Origin of the sequence: Curtobacterium sp. MCLR17_054 (assembly GCF_003234335.2) — a bacterium.
GTDB lineage: Bacteria > Actinomycetota > Actinomycetes > Actinomycetales > Microbacteriaceae > Curtobacterium > Curtobacterium flaccumfaciens.
Genome location: NZ_CP126263.1, coordinates 161,109 through 178,949 on the forward strand (window position 1 = coordinate 161,109; position 17,841 = coordinate 178,949).

General features: G+C 70.9%; 17 protein-coding genes and 3 tRNA genes. 7 read left to right on the forward strand and 13 right to left on the reverse strand.

What is annotated here, in order from left to right; all coding sequences use genetic code 11:
• The first annotated feature begins 44 nt into the window (after positions 1-44).
• The gene (locus DEJ08_RS00765) at positions 45-3,614 is read left to right on the forward strand and encodes a proline dehydrogenase family protein (protein WP_111055229.1); all 3,570 of its coding nucleotides are present in this window, start codon (positions 45-47) and stop codon (positions 3,612-3,614) included.
• 101 nt (positions 3,615-3,715) lie between these two features.
• Here DEJ08_RS00765 and DEJ08_RS00770 read toward each other — a convergent pair whose 3' ends face one another.
• From DEJ08_RS00770 to DEJ08_RS00785, 4 genes are read right to left on the reverse strand one after another with little or no spacing between them, the layout of a single operon-like run.
• Positions 3,716-3,913: a hypothetical protein gene (locus DEJ08_RS00770; RefSeq protein ID WP_071404495.1), complete on the reverse strand. Its 198-nt coding sequence runs from the start codon at positions 3,911-3,913 to the stop codon at positions 3,716-3,718.
• Between the two features lie 10 nt (positions 3,914-3,923).
• The gene (locus DEJ08_RS00775; RefSeq protein WP_111055228.1) at positions 3,924-4,466 is read right to left on the reverse strand and encodes a dihydrofolate reductase family protein; all 543 of its coding nucleotides are present in this window, start codon (positions 4,464-4,466) and stop codon (positions 3,924-3,926) included.
• A 33-nt stretch (positions 4,467-4,499) separates the two neighbouring features.
• Positions 4,500-4,841, reverse strand: coding sequence for a hypothetical protein (locus tag DEJ08_RS00780; RefSeq protein ID WP_111055227.1), 342 nt, complete (start codon positions 4,839-4,841; stop codon positions 4,500-4,502).
• A complete protein-coding gene (locus tag DEJ08_RS00785; RefSeq protein WP_111045601.1) occupies positions 4,838-5,833 on the reverse strand; it encodes an SDR family oxidoreductase in 996 nt (331 codons plus the stop codon). Before DEJ08_RS00785 ends, DEJ08_RS00780 begins: the two co-directional genes overlap by 4 nt.
• 99 nt (positions 5,834-5,932) lie before the next feature.
• Between DEJ08_RS00785 and DEJ08_RS00790 the strand changes: the two genes are divergently transcribed.
• The gene (locus DEJ08_RS00790) at positions 5,933-6,553 is read left to right on the forward strand and encodes a hypothetical protein (RefSeq protein WP_111055226.1); all 621 of its coding nucleotides are present in this window, start codon (positions 5,933-5,935) and stop codon (positions 6,551-6,553) included.
• Positions 6,554-6,565: 12 nt separating this feature from the next.
• On the opposite strand, the gene DEJ08_RS00795 is transcribed toward DEJ08_RS00790, so the two are convergent.
• From DEJ08_RS00795 to DEJ08_RS00810, 4 genes are read right to left on the reverse strand one after another with little or no spacing between them, the layout of a single operon-like run.
• Positions 6,566-7,327, reverse strand: coding sequence for a YqjF family protein (locus tag DEJ08_RS00795; RefSeq protein ID WP_258367223.1), 762 nt, complete (start codon positions 7,325-7,327; stop codon positions 6,566-6,568).
• On the reverse strand, positions 7,324-8,157 hold the full coding sequence (locus DEJ08_RS00800; RefSeq protein WP_111055225.1) for a nitroreductase family protein: 834 nt from the start codon (positions 8,155-8,157) through the stop codon (positions 7,324-7,326). Before DEJ08_RS00800 ends, DEJ08_RS00795 begins: the two co-directional genes overlap by 4 nt.
• 3 nt (positions 8,158-8,160) lie before the next feature.
• Positions 8,161-8,541, reverse strand: coding sequence for a hypothetical protein (locus tag DEJ08_RS00805; RefSeq protein ID WP_071404501.1), 381 nt, complete (start codon positions 8,539-8,541; stop codon positions 8,161-8,163).
• Between the two features lie 10 nt (positions 8,542-8,551).
• Positions 8,552-8,989: an Lrp/AsnC family transcriptional regulator gene (locus DEJ08_RS00810; RefSeq protein WP_017887694.1), complete on the reverse strand. Its 438-nt coding sequence runs from the start codon at positions 8,987-8,989 to the stop codon at positions 8,552-8,554.
• Between the two features lie 245 nt (positions 8,990-9,234).
• Between DEJ08_RS00810 and ddaH the strand changes: the two genes are divergently transcribed.
• Together ddaH and rocD are read left to right on the forward strand one after the other, a co-directional pair.
• Entirely contained in the window at positions 9,235-10,143 is a 909-nt protein-coding gene (gene ddaH, locus DEJ08_RS00815) for a dimethylargininase (RefSeq protein ID WP_071245287.1), read from the forward strand.
• A complete protein-coding gene (rocD, locus tag DEJ08_RS00820) occupies positions 10,143-11,372 on the forward strand; it encodes an ornithine--oxo-acid transaminase (RefSeq protein ID WP_111055224.1) in 1,230 nt (409 codons plus the stop codon). The genes ddaH and rocD overlap by 1 nt, the downstream gene beginning before the upstream one ends.
• Positions 11,373-11,477: 105 nt before the next feature.
• Here rocD and DEJ08_RS00825 read toward each other — a convergent pair whose 3' ends face one another.
• Positions 11,478-12,470, reverse strand: coding sequence for an NAD-dependent epimerase/dehydratase family protein (locus DEJ08_RS00825; RefSeq protein ID WP_111055223.1), 993 nt, complete (start codon positions 12,468-12,470; stop codon positions 11,478-11,480).
• Positions 12,471-12,528: 58 nt separating this feature from the next.
• Positions 12,529-13,173: a hypothetical protein gene (locus DEJ08_RS00830; RefSeq protein WP_111040158.1), complete on the reverse strand. Its 645-nt coding sequence runs from the start codon at positions 13,171-13,173 to the stop codon at positions 12,529-12,531.
• Between the two features lie 205 nt (positions 13,174-13,378).
• On the opposite strand from DEJ08_RS00830, the gene DEJ08_RS00835 reads away from it, so the two are divergent.
• Positions 13,379-14,389: an aldo/keto reductase family protein gene (locus tag DEJ08_RS00835; RefSeq protein WP_071404504.1), complete on the forward strand. Its 1,011-nt coding sequence runs from the start codon at positions 13,379-13,381 to the stop codon at positions 14,387-14,389.
• A gap of 140 nt (positions 14,390-14,529) precedes the next feature.
• Here the strand turns inward: DEJ08_RS00835 and DEJ08_RS00840 are convergent.
• The 3 genes from DEJ08_RS00840 to DEJ08_RS00850 form a co-directional block, all read right to left on the reverse strand.
• Positions 14,530-14,602, reverse strand: a tRNA-Phe gene (locus DEJ08_RS00840).
• Position 14,603: 1 nt separating this feature from the next.
• A tRNA-Asp gene (locus DEJ08_RS00845) sits at positions 14,604-14,680 on the reverse strand.
• Between the two features lie 53 nt (positions 14,681-14,733).
• Positions 14,734-14,806, reverse strand: a tRNA-Glu gene (locus DEJ08_RS00850).
• A gap of 258 nt (positions 14,807-15,064) precedes the next feature.
• On the opposite strand from DEJ08_RS00850, the gene DEJ08_RS00855 reads away from it, so the two are divergent.
• Together DEJ08_RS00855 and DEJ08_RS00860 are read left to right on the forward strand one after the other, a co-directional pair.
• Complete coding sequence (locus DEJ08_RS00855; RefSeq protein ID WP_111040160.1) at positions 15,065-16,342, forward strand: M23 family metallopeptidase; 1,278 nt, start codon at positions 15,065-15,067, stop codon at positions 16,340-16,342.
• A gap of 34 nt (positions 16,343-16,376) precedes the next feature.
• Entirely contained in the window at positions 16,377-17,831 is a 1,455-nt protein-coding gene (locus DEJ08_RS00860) for a C40 family peptidase (protein ID WP_111055222.1), read from the forward strand.
• The last annotated feature ends 10 nt before the right edge of the window (positions 17,832-17,841 follow it).

Genomic DNA, 17,841 nt, shown 5'->3' on the forward strand with positions numbered 1-17,841 from the left:
GCGTGCTCCGAGGTCGCGTCGGACGTGCGGCATACGATCGGGGGATGCCGAGCGCTCGCCTCCAGGACACCACCGATGACGCCGTCGCGCTCGTGCGCCGGTGGCTGGCGGCGTCCGCCGGGGTGAAGCCCGACCCGGGAGCGGTCCGTCTGGCCGAGGTCCTGCGCGACGAGCAGGGCCTCGACTTCACCCGTGGGTTCGTGGACAAGGTCATCCGCCCCGAAGACCCCCGGGTGGCGGCACGCAACCTCGAGCAGCTGAGCCGTGACGTCCCCGACTTCCTCGCCTGGTACCTGCGCGGGGCGGTGACGCTCGGCGGCGGGTTCGCCACCATGGCGCCCTGGGCCGTGATCCCGACCGCGCGCCGGATCCTGCGCCGGATGACCGGGCACCTGGTCATCGACGCGAGCACGAGCAAGCTCGGACCGGCCCTCGCCAAGGTCCGCGGTCCGGGGACGCGACTGAACGTGAACCTGCTCGGCGAAGCCGTCCTCGGCAGCGCCGAGAGCGACCGACGCCTGCAGGGCACCATGGACCTGCTCGCCCGCGACGACGTCGACCACGTGTCGATCAAGGTGAGCGCCGTCGTGCCGCAGACCTCGCCGTGGGCCTTCGACCAGACCGTCGAGCGCGTCGTCGACCGGCTCGTCCCGCTCTACCGCCTGGCCGCGGCACCGACAGCCTCCGGGCGCCCCGCCAAGTTCATCAACCTCGACATCGAGGAGTACCGCGACCTCGACGTCACCCTCGCCGTGTTCCGGGCGCTGCTCGACCGTGACGAGTTCGCCGACCTGCCGGCCGGCATCGTGCTGCAGGCCTACCTGCCCGACGCCGCGGGAGCACTCGACGCGCTGACCGCGTGGGCGCAGGAACGCCGGGCGCGCGGCGGCGCCCCGATCACGGTGCGGCTCGTCAAGGGCGCGAACCTCGCCATGGAGCACGTCGACGCGATCCTGCACGGGTGGCCCCTCGCCGCCTGGGGCAGCAAGCGCGAGACCGACACCGCCTACCTCCGGCTGCTCGACGCCGCACTGACACCGGAACGCACCGACGCCGTGCGGATCGGGGTCGCCGGGCACAACCTGTTCGACCTCGCCACCGCGTGGGTGCTCGCGCAACGCCGCGGGGTCACCGACGCCGTCGACGTCGAGATGCTGCTCGGCATGGCGTCCACCCACGCCCAGGCCGTCCGGGCCGACGTCGGGCAGATCCTGCTCTACACACCCGTCGTGCAGCCGGACGAGTTCGACTCGGCCATCGCGTACCTGGCCCGTCGCCTGCAGGAGAGCGCGAGCCCCGAGAACTTCATCGCCGCCGCAGCCGACATCGACCACGACGCCAGCGTCTTCGAGCGGGAGCACAGCCGGTTCCTGGCGTCCGTCGCCGCACTCGACGAGCCCGTCCCCGCCACCCACCGCACGCAGGACCGCCACCGTGCCCTCGGCGAACCCGTCCTGCGCGACGCGTTCCGCAACGCCCCCGACACCGACCCGTCCATCGCCGCGAACCGCGCCTGGGCGCTCGACGTCCTGCGCCGGGTGCCGCGCTCGCAGCTCGGCGCGCAGACGATCCGCGGTGCGAAGGTCGCCGACCGCTCCAAGCTCGAGCGGATCATGGCGCGCACCGCCCAGGCCGGCGTGAACTGGGGGCGGCAGGACCCGTCCGACCGTGCCGAGCTCCTCGACCTCATCGGGCACGAACTCGAGACCCGCCGTGCCGACCTGATCGAGGTGATGGCCGCCGAGACGGGCACGACCTTCGCCGAGGCCGACGCCGAGGTGACCGAGGCCGTCGACTCCGCCCACTACTACGCCGAGAGCGCCCGCCGCCTCGGTGACATCGAGGGCGCGCAGTACGTGCCGCCGCGGCTGACCGTTGTCGTGCCGCCGTGGAGCTCCCCCGTCGCGATCCCCGCCGGTGGGGTGCTGGCGGCGCTCGCCGCGGGCAGCGGTGTCGTGCTCAAGCCCGCGCCCGAGGCCAAGCGCTCCGGCGCCGTGCTCGCCGACGTGCTCTGGGACGCCGGGGTGCCGCACTCGCTGCTGCAGCTCGTCGACCTGGCCGAGGACGAACTCGGCCGCGACCTCATCGGCCACCCCACGGTCGACCGCATCATCCTGACCGGCTCGTCCGACACCGCCCGCTCGTTCCGCTGGTGGCGTGCGGGGCTGCCGCTCACCGCCGGGACGAGCGGCAAGAACGCCATCGTCGTCACGCCGAGCGCCGACCTCGACCTGGCGGTGCAGGACATCGTGCAGTCCGCCTTCGGGCACGCCGGACAGCAGTGCTCGGCGGCGTCCCTCGTGATCCTGGTCGGGTCGGTGGGTGAGAGCGAGCGCCTCCAGCGGCAGCTCGTCGACGCCACCCGCACGCTCCGGGTCGCGTGGCCCGACGACCCCACGGCGCAGGTCGGCCCGCTCATCGCCGAACCGCAGGGCCGGCTCCGCCAGGGCCTCACCGAGCTCGGGCCGGGGGAGTCCTGGCTCGTGCAGCCCGAGGCGGTCGACGACTCCGGCCGGCTCTGGTCGCCGGGGATCCGTGACGGCGTCCGCCCCGGCAGTGACTTCCACCAGACCGAGTACTCCGGCCCGGTGCTCGGCATCATGCGCGCCGAGACCCTCGAGCAGGCCATCGCCATCCAGAACGGCACCGACTTCGGGCTGACGGCGGGCATCCACTCGCTCGACGTCGACGAGGTGTCCGAGTGGCTGGCTCGCGTCCGCGCCGGCAACCTCTCCGTCAACCGCGGCATCACCGGTGCCGTCGTGGGACGCCAGCCGTTCGGCGGCTGGAAGGGCTCCTCGGTCGGCACCGGCACCAAGGCCGGCGGGCCCATGTACGTCGCGACGCTCGGCCGCTGGCTGCCCACGCCCCGGACCGTGCACAAGAGCATCCAGCTGCACGGCCTGCCCCCGCGCGTCACCGCGGTGATCGAGGCCGCACGCAGCGGGCTGTCCTTCGAGGAGTTCGACCGCGTCCGCGCCGGGGCCCTGAGCGACGTGCATGCACGAGAGACCCTCTTCCGGTCGCGGGACCTGTCCGGGCTCGTGGTGCAGCGGAACGTGCTGCGCCACCGCCCCCAGTCCGTCATCGTGCGCCAGGCCGAGGACGCCTCGACCGTGGACCTCGTCCGGACGCTCGTCGCCGCGACCTCGGCACGTGCGCACGTCCTGCTCAGCACAGCTCGCCCGCTACCCGGCCCGCTCACGCAGCTGCTGGCGGGGAACCGGTCGCCGCTCGACGTCGTCGACCACCTGGTGGAGTCCGATCAGGAGTTCCACGCCCGCGCGTCGTCGGGGGCCGTGTTCCAGGCGGACTGGTCCACCGACCAGGACGACCAGCCCGTCGACGCGCTCGAGGCCGTGCTGTCACAGGGGCAGGACCGCCCGGCCCACACGGCGTTCGGTGGTCCCGGTGCCCGGATCCGGTTGCTCGGCGGTGACCCGCTCGCCCTCGAGGAAGCCCTGGGTGCGAGCATCGACGTCGCGATCCACGACGACCCCGTGGTCGAGGCCGGCGTGATCGAGATGCTGCCGTACCTGCGCGAGCAGTCGGTGTCGATCACCGCGCACCGGTTCGGCGACGTCGACAGCGACTTCTCCGAGTTGCGCGTCTAGGCGCTTCGCGCGTTCTGCTTCGTACGTTCCGCTTGGTGAGCAGAAGAGGTCGGGTCCCGTGTGGGAACCCGACCTCTTCTGCTCACGAAGTGACCCGAGGATCAGTCCTCGGCGTCACCCGCTTCTTCGTCCTCGACGCCGGTCTCGTCCATGCGGTCGCGCAGGTGGTCGGCCATCGCGCCGGCACCCTCACCGGCGTGGTCGTGGTCGACCTGCTCGATCAGGCCCTGCAGCTTCTCGTGGTTCGTGGCATCGGTGGCACCGTCCATGACGGGCTCGGTCTGCTCGTTGTCGCTCATGCTCCGGACGCTACGCCGCGGTTGCTGCGGAACGGTAGTGGAGCTCGACCGCCCCGCCGTCGAACTGCGTGGTGCCGACGAGCTCGAACACCGGGGTCGGTGCGGCGACCGGCAGCAGGGGCGCTCCGCCGCCGAGCGCGACCGGCATCACGGTGACCCGCAGCTCGTCGAGGATGCCCGCCTGCTGGTACTGCGCCGCGAGCAGTCCGCCGCCGACGACCCAGACGTCGCGGCCGTCGGCCACGCGCTCGAGGTCGGCCTGGTGGTCGCCGACCTCGCCCGAGACGAAGCGCACGTCGGCGCCATCCGGCACCGGCAGGTCACGGGTCGTGAACACCCACGTCGCCAGGTCCGGGTACGCCCACGTGTCGTCGTGGTCGAGCAGCCACTCGTACGTCGTCGACCCCATCGCGATCGCGCCGACGCCCGCGTAGAACCGGTCGTGGTGCTCCTGGAACGGCTCGAACCCGAACTGCAGCAGCCAGTCGAGGTCGTCGTCGGGCGCAGCGACGAAGCCGTCCAGCGAGGACGCGACGGAGTAGATCGTGCTCATGCCGGGGACGCTACCGAGCACCCCCGACAGGAGTCAGCGGCGGCCTCGGCGACCGACGACCGCTGCCTCGGCGATCGCGAGCACGGCGGCGATCCAGAGCTGGTCGACCGCGAACCGGCGTCGACGCGGATCGACGGCGAGCGGCACCATCGTTGCACCGTGCAGGGCGTCCACGACGGCACTCAGGGTGTGCGCGTTGCCGGAACCCACCCGCGCGACGAGGACGGCCTGTGCGAGCTGCCGGACCCCGAGCACGCCGTGCAGCACGGCCTGGTCCGACCCTCGGGCCGCACGGCTCAGGTGCCACAGGCCGAGCCCGGCCCGGGCCAGCTCGACGACGGCTGCCCCGTTGCCGGCAGACGACCGGCGGCTCATCGTCGGCGTCCCACGACGAGTGCAGCGGCACCGGCCGCGCCGAGCACCGCGCCGATGATGCCGTTGCCGACCCGGCGGTGCTCCACCCACCAGGTCTGCGGCGACCAGGCGTGGGCGGACTCGTCGAAGACCCCGTGCGCTCCGTGGTCGCCCGGCACCGGCTCGTACAGGTTGTCCCGCATCTCGAGGCCGTCCTTGTCCGGTGCCTGCTGCCCGTCGACCAGGGTCTTGGCGGCGTACCAGTCGGCGAAGCGTCCGCTGATCCGGTTGCCGAGGATCGTGTAGACCGTCGACTCGCCCACCCAGGTGCGGCTGCGCGGTCGTTCGGCCACGGCGGCGATGGCCCGGGCACCGACCTCGGGCTGGTAGATCGGGGCGACCGGCTGCGGGTGGTGCGGCAGCTTCGACTTCACCCACTGGAACTGGATCGTGTTGAGCGCCGGCATGTCCACACGGGACACCTTGACCTTGCTGCCCTGTTCGCGCAGCTCGGAGACGACGGACTCGGTGAACCCGACGATCGCGTGCTTCGCACCGCAGTACGCGGCCTGCAGGGGGATCCCACGGAACCCGAGCGCCGAGCCGACCTGGATCACGTGCCCACGGCCGCGGGGGACCATCCGCGACAGCGCCGACCGGGTGCCGTTCACGAAGCCGAGGTAGGTCACGTGCAGCGCCCGCTCGAAGTCCTCCGGGGCGGTGTCGAGGAACTTCCCGAACACCCCGACCATCACGCCGTTCACCCACAGGTCGATCGGTCCGAGCTCCTGCTCGACCCGGTCAGCCGCGGCCTCGACGGCGTCGCGGTCGGAGACGTCGGCGACCAGGGCCAGCCCGCGGCGCCCGGCGGCCTCGACCTCGGCGACGGCGGCGTCGACGCCCTCCTGCCCGCGGGCCAGGACGGCCACGTCCCACCCCCGTGCGGCGAGTTCCCGGACGGTCGCCCGTCCCAGTCCTGCGGATCCACCGGTCACCACTGCCACTCGAGTCATGGCTCCCTTGTACCTGCGGTCGGCCGTGCACCACTCAGCCGCTGTCCCCCGAAGTCGCCGTACCGAACCACGCACGCACCGATCGGACATCATGGCCAGGTGGAGACCCGAGACCCCGACACCGCCGGCCCCGCCGAGGAGGCGCCGCCCGGTTGGGTGCTCAACACACCGACCCGGCCGCTCGAGGTCTGGCTGTACCCGGTCCTCGCGCTGCTCCTCGCCGCCGCACACGTCGCCGTCGGGATCGCCTTCGGTGGTGCGTTGGCGCTCGTCGTCGGGGTGTCCGCCGCAGTGGTGACGACCGTCGGCGCCGTTGCCCTGTTCGTGACGGGTCGGCGCGCGTACGACGAGCAGAGCCGCGGAGCCTCGTGGCGGTCCCACGTCACCCGCGTGGTCGTCGCGGTCGCGAGCGTCGGCATCGTGTCGGTCACCACCCTGACCGTCGGGTTCCCCTTCGGCGCCCTGTTCGGTGCGGTCGCCGGCGTCCCGACGGCGTTCCGCTTGACGCGCTCGGTGCCGCGGATCGATCGCCTCGTCGTCGCGTGGACAGCACTCGCCGTCGCCGTGTGGTGCGGTGTCCTCGCGGTCCTCGGCCTGACGCTCGCTGATCTCCCCGACTACCGGAGCACGACCTGGACGTTCGGCGCTGCCTTCGCGGTGATCAGCGCCGTGATGGCCGTCCATCAGTTCGTCGTCGCACGTCGGTCACCCCACGACTGACGTCGTCCGGCCTCAGCGCCCCCGACCGAACCGTGTCGTGACCCCCGGCGAGTAGAGCACCGAGTCCGGCTCGAGCTCGGTCAGCCCGAAGGGCAGCCCGGCCGCCCCGACCAGGTCGTCCCGCAGCGACACCACCGAGGCCCGGTGCAACGGCCACGACTCGTGCTCGTTCGGCCAGAACCGCGTCCGTCCGGCCCGGTGCACGTGCATGCCCCACCGCGCCGTCAGGAACGTCTCGAGCGGCCCCGGCTCGTCGAGTGCCTCACCGATCCGGACGTCGAGCATCGACCGCAGGTGGGTGCCGTGCCGACGCATCGCGTACCCCACGCGGCCGTCACCGCTGCGCGACTCCGCGACCGCCCACCGGTACGGCAGTCCGGTCGCGACGCGTGCGCCGATGGTCGGCAGGAGCTTGCCGGCGTCGAGCGACAGGAACACCACCCCGCGCTGCCCCTGCTCGTCGACCGTGTAGACGCGGACGTTCAGCTCGACGAAGTCGCCGATGCTCCCGGTCGAGAACGGCGGGAACCGCGTGTCCTCGAACCGGAACGCGATGAGGCCCACCCAGGTGGTCACCCCGTCGTCGGTGCCGTCGAGCGCCATCGTGTCGGGCCGTGTGCCGGCCGGCAGCAGCGGGGCCACCGCCGACACATCGACGCGCCAGTGCACGAAGACGACGTCGAGCCAGTCCTGCGAGATCCAGGGGCGGCCCGGCAGGCCGGGGGCAACGGCCTGGAGGCCCGGGGTCACGTGGGTGGGTCGGGTGTCGGTCACGATGTGGTCGCCTCCGGTTCGATGTGGGCTGCGACGGGTGCGTCGTCCCACCCGCGCTGCGGGGTGTCGCAGGTGCCGCGGAACACGTACTGCGAGGGACGCTTCCGCTCGCTCGACGTCCAGTCGATGGCCGGACGTCGTCGTTCCGGGGGCAGGTACCCGATCCGGTAGACGGCCATCAGCTCGAGCGACTCGGGCACACGGAGCAGTCCCTCGATCTCCTCCCACGCGCCGGGGGTCTCCATCGGGAAGGACACGAACTGGATCCCCAGGCCGAGCTCGGTCGTCGCGAGCCAGATGTTCTCCATCGCCGCGCCCATGCTGAACACCGAGTAGAAGCCGGACAGCTCCTCCTTCCGGTACTCGTGGCGGTCGAGCATCACGCCGAGCAGCAGCGGCGACCCGGCGACGAGCTTCCGGTTCTCCTCACCCAGGGTCTGCGGCACCCGGAGCGTGTTCATGAGCAGCTGCCCGCGCTTCGTGAACACCTGCTTCGTGAACGGCCGCAGCGGCCCGGGGAGCTTGTCGAACAGCATGCCGTCGCGCCGCTCGTCCATCTCTGCCTTCGAGAACCGGAAGTACGGCTTGTACCGCTCGAAGAACGTGCCCTCGGCCATCGTGCGGGTCATCGAGCTGCCGCTGATCTCGGCGACGCGGTCGATCGTCCGGCGTTCCTCGATCAGCACGAAGCGCCACGGCTGGCTGTTGAGCTGCGACGGCGCCCGGCCGGCGAGCTCCATGAGCAGCCGCTGGTGCTCGTCCGACACCGGATCGGGCAGGAACGGCCCGTTCGTCGTGCGTCGTCGTCGGATGGCCTCGAACAGCTCCACTGCTCACCTCTCTGATCGCCTGCGGGCGAGCACGGCCCCCAGGTAGGACGGTGCGGCGGCGACCGCGACCTTCCAGTGTGCTCCGGAGCGCGGGTTGGTGCGTGGAGCGACCGCCAGGGGCACGAGTGCCGGCAGCAGGAACAGTGCGGTCCGGTCGCGCGTCCACGCGGGGGTCGTCGCGGCGACGCCGGTCAGGGTCGCGGTCACGACGAACAGCCCGTGGTGCACGACGCGGAGCTTCTTCGTGCGGATCAGCCGCACGGCGACCGCGGTGCCCCACAGGCAGTTCGCGACGTAGGCAAGGCCCGCAGCGGTGACCAGCTGCCGGGCCGGACGCGATCCCGTGGGCGGTGATCCGCGCCTCCCGGCCGTCTTCCGTCCCATGCGTGGGACGTTACGCGGTCTCTCGACTGACGAGCTTGGAGAGCACGATCGCGGAGCGGGTGTGGTCGACCTGGGGAGCGAGGCGGACCTTGTCGAGCGCCTCCTCGAGCGCGGACAGGTCCTTCGAACGCATGTGCACGACGGCGTCGGCGCTGCCGGTGACCGTACCGGCGTCGATGACCTCGGGGACGGTGTCGAGCAGGGCACGCAGCTCGTCGGGCGAGACGGTGCCGCGGCAGTAGAGCTCGACCCAGGCCTCGGTCCCGCGGTCCTCGACGGCGGGGTCGACCTTGATCGTGAAGCCCTGGATGACGCCGTCACCGACCAGCCGGTCGACACGGCGCTTGACGGCCGAGGCCGAGAGTCCGACCACCGACCCGATGTCGCCGTAGCCGGCGCGGGCGTTGTCCCGGAGCTGATCCAGGATGCGGTGGTCGAGCGTATCCATTTGTCCCCATCGTACGCGGACTTGTTGCGAGGCTGGTGGGTCTCGCGCACGAAACGTGCGTCACCCGAACGGGTGTCAAGCCGTCAGAGCCCCGGTACTGCACTTGCCGGACGGTCTGTGGAAGGATCGACACGGCGTCGACCTGGTCCGCTGCGGTGAGTGAGCCTGCATCTCACCGGAGCTCTTCTCCTCGTTCCGTTTCGGTTCCTGGCAGGCTCGGGCCCCGGTCCCTTCCAGGAGGACTGATGTCGAACACCGCACCCGCCCCCGAGTCCGTCGCCACCCCGGCCCGTGTCGCCACCAAGCGCACGATCCTGATGTGCAAGCCGGACTTCTACACCGTGAGCTACCGGATCAACCCGTGGATGCACCCGGAGGAGCCGACCGACACGTCGAAGGCCGTCGAGCAGTGGGAGTCGCTCGTCGCCGTCTACGAGCAGCTCGGCTTCGACATCTCGTACATCGACCCGATCGACGGACTGCCGGACATGGTCTACGCGGCCAACGGCGGGTTCGTCCTCGACGGCATCGCGTACGGCGCGAAGTTCCAGTACCCCGAGCGCCAGCCCGAGGGCCCCGCGTACATGGACTGGTTCCGCCAGGCCGGTCTGACCGTCGCCGAGCCGGAACAGACCAACGAGGGCGAGGGCGACTTCCTGCTCATCGGGGACACGATCTTCGCCGGCACCGGTTTCCGGTCGGACAGCACCTCGCACGACGAGCTCGCGAAGATCTACGGCCGCGAGGTCGTCACGCTCAAGCTCATCAACCCGAGCTTCTACCACCTCGACACCGCCATCGCCGTGCTCGACCCCGAGCCCGCCGTCGACGGGACGAGCAACATCGCGTACCTGGAGAGCGCCTTCGACGAGCCGTCGCTGGCGATCCTGCGCGAGCGCTTCCCGGACGCGATCATCGCCACGGAAGAGGACGCCGCGATCCTCGGCCTGAACTCCTACTCCGACGGGTACAACGTCGTGATCGCCGCCCGGGCTGTTCGGTTCGCCGAGCAGCTGCGCGAGAAGGGCTACAACCCGATCGGCGTCGACCTGTCCGAGCTGCTGCTCGGCGGTGGCGGCGTGAAGTGCTGCACCCTCGACCTGCACCCGGTCGGCACCGGCACCTCGGTCGCGCGTTCGCTCGGGGTCAGCTGATGTCGGCGGCAGCGTCGCTCGGGGTCAACACCGCGGCGGCGCTCGCCGTCGAGGACCGCGCCCTCGCGCACAACTACAGCCCGCTGCCCGTCGTCATCGCGTCGGGTGCCGGAGCGACCGTCACCGACGTCGACGGCAAGCAGTACCTGGACGGCCTCGCCGCGTACTCGGCGGTCAACTTCGGTCACGGCAACCCGCGGCTGCTCGACGCCGCACGTGCGCAGCTCGACCGCGTGACGCTCACGAGCCGCGCGTTCGTGAACGACCAGCTCGGGCCGTTCGCTGCAGCACTGGCGGCGTTGACGGAGACCGAGATGGTCCTGCCGATGAACACCGGTGCCGAGGCCGTCGAGTCCGCGATCAAGGTGTCCCGCGCGTGGGGTTACCGCGTCAAGGGCGTGCCGGCCGAGCGGGCGACGATCATCGTCGCGTCCGGGAACTTCCACGGCCGCACCACGACGATCATCTCGTTCTCGGACGACCCCTCGGCCCACGATGACTTCGGGCCGTTCACGCCGGGCTTCCGCACGGTGCCGTACGGCGACGCGGCGGCCCTGCGCGAAGCGATGGACGAGACCGTCGTCTCCGTGCTGCTCGAGCCGATCCAGGGTGAGGGCGGCGTGGTCATCCCGCCGGAGTCCTACCTTCCCGACGTCCGGGCGGTCTGCGACGAGTTCGGTGCGCTGTTCATCGCCGACGAGATCCAGTCCGGCCTCGGTCGCACGGGGCACACGCTCGCGGTGCAGCGCGTCGGGGTGCGTCCCGACCTCATCACACTCGGCAAGGCCCTCGGTGGCGGCATCGTGCCGGTGTCCGCGGTGGTGGGCTCGCGCGATGTCCTGGGCGTCCTGCGCCCCGGCGAACACGGATCGACCTTCGGCGGCAACCCGCTCGCCGCAGCCGTCGGCGCCGAGGTCGTGGCGATGCTCGGTGAGGGCACCTTCCAGCAGCGGGCCCTCGACGGCGAACCGCTGTTGCGCGGCCTGCTCGACGACCTGCTCGGCAAGGGTGTCGTCTCGCACCGGGTCGCCGGACTCTGGGCAGGGATCGACATCGACCCCGCGCTCGGCACGGGCAAGGCGATCTCGAAGGACCTCGCCGACCGCGGGCTCCTGGTGAAGGACACCCACGGGTCGACGATCCGCTTCGCGCCGCCCCTGGTCGTCACCGACGACGAGCTGCGCTTCGCGATCGGAACCCTGGCGGACGTGCTCGCCGCGCGGGCCTGACCTGATCCGCAAAACACCGGTGTTCGCGCGTTGAACCCCCGCATGCCGCGGTGCGGAGCGCGAACACCGGTGTCTTGCGCGCCGGCGCGCGTCACAAAGTGCGGCTCACACCGCCCAGCGCGCCGCCAGCTCGTCCATCAGGACATCGAGCCGCTCGTCGACGACCTGCTCCTCGGGGTGCGCCTCGTACCAGGCGATGACCTCGCGCACACCCTGCCGGTAGGTCGTGCGCGGCCGGTACCACGGCACGAGCGACCGGATCTTGCTGTTGTCGAACACCGACGAGTTCGCCTTGTCGCCGAGCAGCGCCGCGCCCCACTCGGGGTCGACGGCGTTGATCGCGTCCGCCGGCACGTGCACGATCCGCAGGTCCTCGACCCCGGCCGCCGCCGCGATCTCGTGCGCGATGGCGTTCCACGTCGGGGCCTCATCGCTCGTGATCGTGAAGGGCTCGCCGATCGCCTCGGCCCGGTCGAGCAGCCCGGTGAACCCGACCGCGAAGTCGCGACTGTGCGTCAGGGTCCACAGCGAGGTGCCGTCGCCGGTGATGATGACCGGCTTGCCGGCACGCATCCGAGCGACCGCGGTCCATCCACCCGTCAGCGGCAGCTTCGTCTCGTCGTAGGTGTGCGACGGACGCACGATGGTCACCGGGAAGTCCTGCTGCCGGTACGCCTCCATCAGCAGCTCCTCGCACGCGATCTTGTCGCGCGAGTACTGCCAGTACGGGTTCTTCAGCGGCGTCGACTCCGTGATCGGCAGGTGCGTCGCCGGCGTCTGGTAGGCCGAAGCCGAGCTGATGAACACGTACTGCCGCGTCCGCCCGGCGAAGAAGTCGACGTCGGCCTGCACCTGGTCCGGCGTGAAGGCGATCCAGTTCACGACCACGTCGAAGCGCTGGTCGCCGAGTGCGTCCGCCAGTGCGCTGCGGTCCGACACATCGGCCTGGAGGCGCGTCACACCCTCCGGGATCGGCCTGCCCCCGGTGGTCCCCCGGTTGAGCACGGTCACGTCGAACCCCTGCTCGACGGCTTCCCGGACGCAGGCGGCGCTGATGACGCCGCTCCCGCCGATGAACAACACGCTCGCTCCGGTCATGGATGCTCCCTCGCTTCCGGCGGCACCGCTCCGTGCCGCAACCCTTTCGATCCTGCACCTACCCGTCGGGGCGGGCACGGAGCACGGCTTCGATCGAAGTGGTGCCCTCAGCCCAGGACGCCGCGTGTGGACTGATCCAGCCGAGCAGTTCGAGTGCGAAGTCGTGGTCCCGCTGCAGGTTCCGCGCGTGGATGGGTTCGTGGTGCGCGGCGCGGTTCCGCACGAAGTGCAGCTGCTGGAGCCGTCGCGCCACCTCGCTCCGTCGGATGCGCAGGTTGTCCGGCCCGTGCGGAAAGGCTCGATGCAGGCCAGGCACCCAGAGCGAGGTGTGGTACCGCGATTCGACGAGGTACCGCCAGAACCCGAAGCTGAGCTCCGCGATGACCCGTCCGTGTACTTCGGGACGTCGACCTTCTCGACCCGCCCGTGCCCGTGCCTTCGCGAGGTCGGCACGCCCGCGGCTGTCGAGTGGTGCGATGTCGAACCAGGGCGGCCCGGTGCGGCTCGATGCCCACGCGCAGAGTTCACGGTCGAGCGCATTGCGAGCGAACACCTCGACGACGCCGGTGAGCTCCATGACTGCCGCCGCGGCTCGCATGTTCCACTCGTAGAGCCGCAGTGCTTCAGTCGACGACCCCGTCCGCCCTGCGTACGAACGGAGCCGATCGGCTGTGATGAGCCGCTCGAGCTCGTCTTCCTGCATCCCGCCTCGCCTGCTAACGTTGTTCACGAAGACCCCGGAACGATCCCTGGCTCAGGCCACATCGCCGGGGTTTCGTCTTTTTCGATCGTCTCTGAAACATCAGCGTACAGGCGTGCACTCGCAGGCCGAGTGCTCCTGGGGGCGACGGGACTACCGTCACGGTTCGGGTCGCACCGACGCGCCCCACGACAGGAGTGACACGCACATGGAGTACCGCTACCTCGGCAACTCGGGCCTCAAGGTCTCCGAGATCACCTACGGCAACTGGCTCACCCACGCATCCCAGGTCGAGAACGACGCGGCGATCGCCTGCGTCAAGGCCGCCCTCGAGGTCGGCATCTCGACGTTCGACACCGCCGACGTCTACGCCAACACCGGCGCGGAGACGGTCCTCGGCGAAGCGCTCAAGGGGGAGCGGCGCCAGTCCCTCGAGATCGCCACGAAGGTGTTCGGGCCGACCGGTCCGAAGGGCCACAACGACACCGGGCTGTCCCGCAAGCACATCCTCGAGTCGATCGACGGCTCGCTGCAGCGGCTGCAGACGGACTACGTCGACCTGTACCAGGCGCACCGCTACGACCACGAGACCCCGCTCGAAGAGACGATGCAGGCCTTCGCGGACATCGTGCGTCAGGGCAAGGTCCTGTACGTCGGCGTCAGCGAGTGGACCGCGGACCAGCTGCGTGCGGGGGCGGCGCTCGCGAAGGACCTCGGCTTCCAGCTCATCTCGAACCAGCCGCAGTACTCGGCACTGTGGCGGGTCATCGAGGACGAGGTCGTCCCCACCTCGAAGGAACTCGGCATCTCGCAGATCGTCTGGTCACCGATCGCCCAGGGTGTGCTCACCGGCAAGTACAAGCCGGGTCAGCCGCTGCCCGAGGGCTCCCGCGCGACCGACGACAAGGGCGGCGCGGACATGATCAAGCGGTTCATGCGCGACGAGGTGCTGTCCTCGGTGCAGGAGCTGCAGCCGGTCGCCGACGAGCTGAACCTGTCGATGGCGCAGCTCGCGGTCGCCTGGGTCCTGCAGAACGAGAACGTCGCCTCGGCGATCATCGGGGCTTCGCGTCCGGAGCAGGTGCACGACAACGCGGGCGCTGCCGGCGTCACGATCCCCGCGGAGCTCATGTCGCGGATCGACGATGCCCTCGGCGCCGTGGTCGAGCGCGACCCCGCGAAGACGAACGACAGCAGCCCGAAGACCCGCGAGGCGTAGGCAGTCCGCAACACACCGGTGTTCGCCCGTTGAACACGCGCATGCCGCGGCTCGATGCGCGAACACCGGTGTTTTGCGAGCAGGTCACACCGGCCAGACAACGGAAAAGGCCCCCTGCCGAAGCAGGGGGCCTTCACCGGTGGCTGGACACGGCATCGATCCGTGGACCTTTCGATTTTCAGTCGAACGCTCTACCAACTGAGCTATCCAGCCGTGGCGACCCTGACGGGACTTGAACCCGCGACCTCCGCCGTGACAGGGCGGCACGCTAACCAGCTGCGCTACAGGGCCATATTGAATTGCTGTGGTGTTGTTCAGTACTACTTGCTCGCTCACTCAAGGAGTGACCCCAACGGGATTCGAACCCGTGCTGCCGCCGTGAAAGGGCGGTGTCCTAGGCCACTAAACGATAGGGCCGCAAGCAGTGCATCGCGCTACCGATGGACAAGCATACGGATGCCCCCCGGGTTTCACAAATCCAACCCCGCCAACCGTGCATCCCCGGCGTGTCGCGGCGTCAGCGCACGGGTCTCCGATGCTGTCGGTGCGAGCATCGTCGGCGGCCGCACCCCTCGTCCGAGGGGCTGTCGAGCCTGCGACCCGTGTTGTTACTGTTGCACCTGTTAACAGTGTTACGTGCGTGAGCCTTGCCGCGCTGTTACGAAATCGAGATACATGTCGACCTCCACTCCCTTCTCCCTCCGCTCCCGCAGCCGCCTGATCGCCGCCGCGGTCGCCGTCGCGCTCACAGCCGGCACGCTCGCGGTCCTCGCCCCGGCGTCGTCCGCCAGCGCCGCGAGCTACCCCAGCTGGGACGAGGTGCAGCGGGCGAAGTCGTCGACCAGTGCCCAGCAGGCCAAGGTCAGCGAGATCAAGTCGCTCATCTCATCGCTGAAGAGCGAGGCCGCTGCCAAGCAGAAGGCCGCACAGGCCGCGGGCGAGGCGTACCAGGCCGCGCAGAACAAGTACGACGAGGCGACGCTCAAGCAGAAGAAGTTCCAGTCGCAGGCCGACGACGCCGAGCAGACCGCCGCACGGTCCGAGGAGCAGGCCGGTCAGCTCGCCGCTCAGCTCGGTCGCACCAGCGGTGACGACGTGACGACGGACATCCTCACGCACCCGTCCGACTCCGGCGACCTCCTCTACGAGCTCGGCGCCATGTCGAAGCTCAGCGAGCAGTCCGAGGGCATCTACGCGCAGGCCTCGCAAGACCGCGGTGTGGCCCAGGGCCTCGCGGACAAGGCGGACCGCGCCAAGCAGGCCCTCGGGGACCTGGCCGACGCCGCACAGTCGAAGATGCAGCAGGCCCAGGGAGCCGCGGACGCCGCACAGACCGCGGTCGACGCCCAGAACGACAACGAGTCCAGGCTCGAAGCGCAGCTGACCGCGCTCACGTCGAAGCAGCGCGGCGTCGAGGCCGACTACCGCAAGGGCGTCGCCGCCGAGAAGGCCCGCCAGGCCCGCCTCGCCGCAGCCGCCGCGAAGGCAGCAGCCAAGGCCGCGGCGACCAGCCAGGGCGGCACCGGCGGCGGCAGCGCCAACCCGGCGGGCTGGGTCCGACCCGCCGGCGGGTTCCAGACCAGCCCCTACGGCTACCGCGTCGACCCCTACACGCACGTCAGCGCCCTGCACGCGGGCGTCGACCTGGCCCCCGCTTGCTACGCCCCGATCTACGCGGCGCACGACGGCACCGTCACCTTCGCCGGCAACGGTGGCGGGTACGGCAACGAGGTCATCCTCGACAACGGCGGCGGCATCTCCACCGCGTACGGCCACGTCGTCGACGGCGGGATCATGGTCACCGCCGGCCAGCACGTCACCGCGGGACAGCAGATCGCCAAGATCGGATCGACCGGCTGGTCGACCGGGTGCCACCTCCACTTCGAGACCCGGATCAACGGCGCTGCCGTCGACCCGGTCCCCTTCATGGCAGCGCGGGGGATCTCGGTATGAGCATCAGCGCCACCAGAAGGCGTCGACCCACGTCATGACCACCTCCGCTCGCTCGTTCTCCTGCGGGATCGCGACCATCGCCGTGCTCGGCATCGGCCTGTCGGTCGTCATCGCCGGACCGGCCCAGGCCGCACCCTCGGGTCCGTCCTGGGACGACGTCAAGGCCGCGAAGTCCGATGCGGCCGACGCCCAGCAGACGGTCGACGAGCTGAGCGACCGGCTCGGCACGCTGCAGGACGCCGCCGACCAGGCCGGTGTCGCCGAGCAGCAGGCCGGGCAGGCGTACGCCCTCGCGGCGTCGCAGCAGCAGGAGGCGAAGGACACCCTCGCCGACCTGTCCGCGCAGTCGAAGCGCGCGAAGGCCCGGGCGGACGACTCGGCCGGCCAGGTCGCCGGGCTCGTGGTCGAGCTGTCCCGCACGGGCGGCGGTGACCTGTCGACGACCATGCTCATGGACTCGTCGGACTCGAAGGACCTGCTCTACCGCGTCGGCACGATGTCGCACCTGTCCGAGCGCTCCGCGACCGTCCTGGCCGAAGCACGCGCCGACCAGAAGACCGTCGAGTCCCTGGCCGCCCAGCAGTCCGCGGCCGAGAAGGCCCTGAGCAAGGCGACCGAGGCGACGAAGACCACCTTCGCGACGGCCAACGACGTGGCCGCAGGCGCCCAGGCCCGGGTGCTGAAGGAACAGGACCAGCAGGCCGAGGTCCTGCGCCAGCTCGCGTACCTGAAGGGCACGAGCGTCGCGACGGAGACCGCGTACTGGAGTGCGCAGCAGGCGAAGGCCGCCGCGGCCGCCATCGCGAAGCAGACGCGCGGCACCGGCACCGGCACCGGCTCCGGCACCGGGAACGCCACCGGCGGCGGCACGAGCGGTGGCAACACCGGCAACACGGGCGGCACCGGCAGCACCGGCGGCGGGACCTCCACCCCGGCCGTGCCGAGCACGCCGTCCAAGCCCAGCACCCCGTCGAACCCCGGCACCCCCGCGAAGCCGAGCACTCCGAGCAAGCCGGCACCCGCGCCTGCTCCGGCACCCGCCCCTGCTCCGGCACCGGCACCGGCGCCCGCTCCCGCCCCTGCCCCGAGCAGCCCCTCGAAGGCCGCCGGTGCCATCGCGTTCGCCCGTGCCCAGCTCGGCGAGCCGTACGTCCTGACCGGCGCCGGCCCGAACACCTGGGACTGCTCCGGCCTCGTGATGATGGCCTACAGCTCGCAGGGCATCGCGACCGGCGGACACAACGTCGTCTGGCAGTACAACTACTTCAAGTCGATCGGCCGCCTCGTCCCGCTGTCCCAGCGCCAGCCCGGCGACATCCTGTTCTACTCGTCGAACGGCACGGCCTCGGGGGCGTACCACGACTCGATCGTGACGAGCTACGGCACCATGGTCGAGGCCGCGCGCCCCGGCGTCGGCGTCGTCGAGCGCGCGATCTGGCTGCCGAACCAGCTCATGCCGTACGTCGCCCGCCCGAGCGGTTCCCTGTAGCCCGCTCCCG

What these genes read in the sequence shown, in the direction of transcription:
- DEJ08_RS00765 (WP_111055229.1), top strand. Translation starts at nt 45, where the DNA reads ATGCCGAGCGCTCGCCTCCAGGACACCACCGATGACGCCGTCGCGCTC.
- DEJ08_RS00770 (WP_071404495.1), bottom strand. Translation starts at nt 3,913, where the DNA reads ATGAGCGACAACGAGCAGACCGAGCCCGTCATGGACGGTGCCACCGAT.
- DEJ08_RS00775 (WP_111055228.1), bottom strand. Translation starts at nt 4,466, where the DNA reads ATGAGCACGATCTACTCCGTCGCGTCCTCGCTGGACGGCTTCGTCGCT.
- DEJ08_RS00780 (WP_111055227.1), bottom strand. Translation starts at nt 4,841, where the DNA reads ATGAGCCGCCGGTCGTCTGCCGGCAACGGGGCAGCCGTCGTCGAGCTG.
- DEJ08_RS00785 (WP_111045601.1), bottom strand. Translation starts at nt 5,833, where the DNA reads ATGACTCGAGTGGCAGTGGTGACCGGTGGATCCGCAGGACTGGGACGG.
- DEJ08_RS00805 (WP_071404501.1), bottom strand. Translation starts at nt 8,541, where the DNA reads ATGGGACGGAAGACGGCCGGGAGGCGCGGATCACCGCCCACGGGATCG.
- DEJ08_RS00810 (WP_017887694.1), bottom strand. Translation starts at nt 8,989, where the DNA reads ATGGATACGCTCGACCACCGCATCCTGGATCAGCTCCGGGACAACGCC.
- ddaH (WP_071245287.1), top strand. Translation starts at nt 9,235, where the DNA reads ATGTCGAACACCGCACCCGCCCCCGAGTCCGTCGCCACCCCGGCCCGT.
- rocD (WP_111055224.1), top strand. Translation starts at nt 10,143, where the DNA reads ATGTCGGCGGCAGCGTCGCTCGGGGTCAACACCGCGGCGGCGCTCGCC.
- DEJ08_RS00825 (WP_111055223.1), bottom strand. Translation starts at nt 12,470, where the DNA reads ATGACCGGAGCGAGCGTGTTGTTCATCGGCGGGAGCGGCGTCATCAGC.
- DEJ08_RS00830 (WP_111040158.1), bottom strand. Translation starts at nt 13,173, where the DNA reads ATGCAGGAAGACGAGCTCGAGCGGCTCATCACAGCCGATCGGCTCCGT.
- DEJ08_RS00835 (WP_071404504.1), top strand. Translation starts at nt 13,379, where the DNA reads ATGGAGTACCGCTACCTCGGCAACTCGGGCCTCAAGGTCTCCGAGATC.
- DEJ08_RS00855 (WP_111040160.1), top strand. Translation starts at nt 15,065, where the DNA reads ATGTCGACCTCCACTCCCTTCTCCCTCCGCTCCCGCAGCCGCCTGATC.
- DEJ08_RS00860 (WP_111055222.1), top strand. Translation starts at nt 16,377, where the DNA reads ATGACCACCTCCGCTCGCTCGTTCTCCTGCGGGATCGCGACCATCGCC.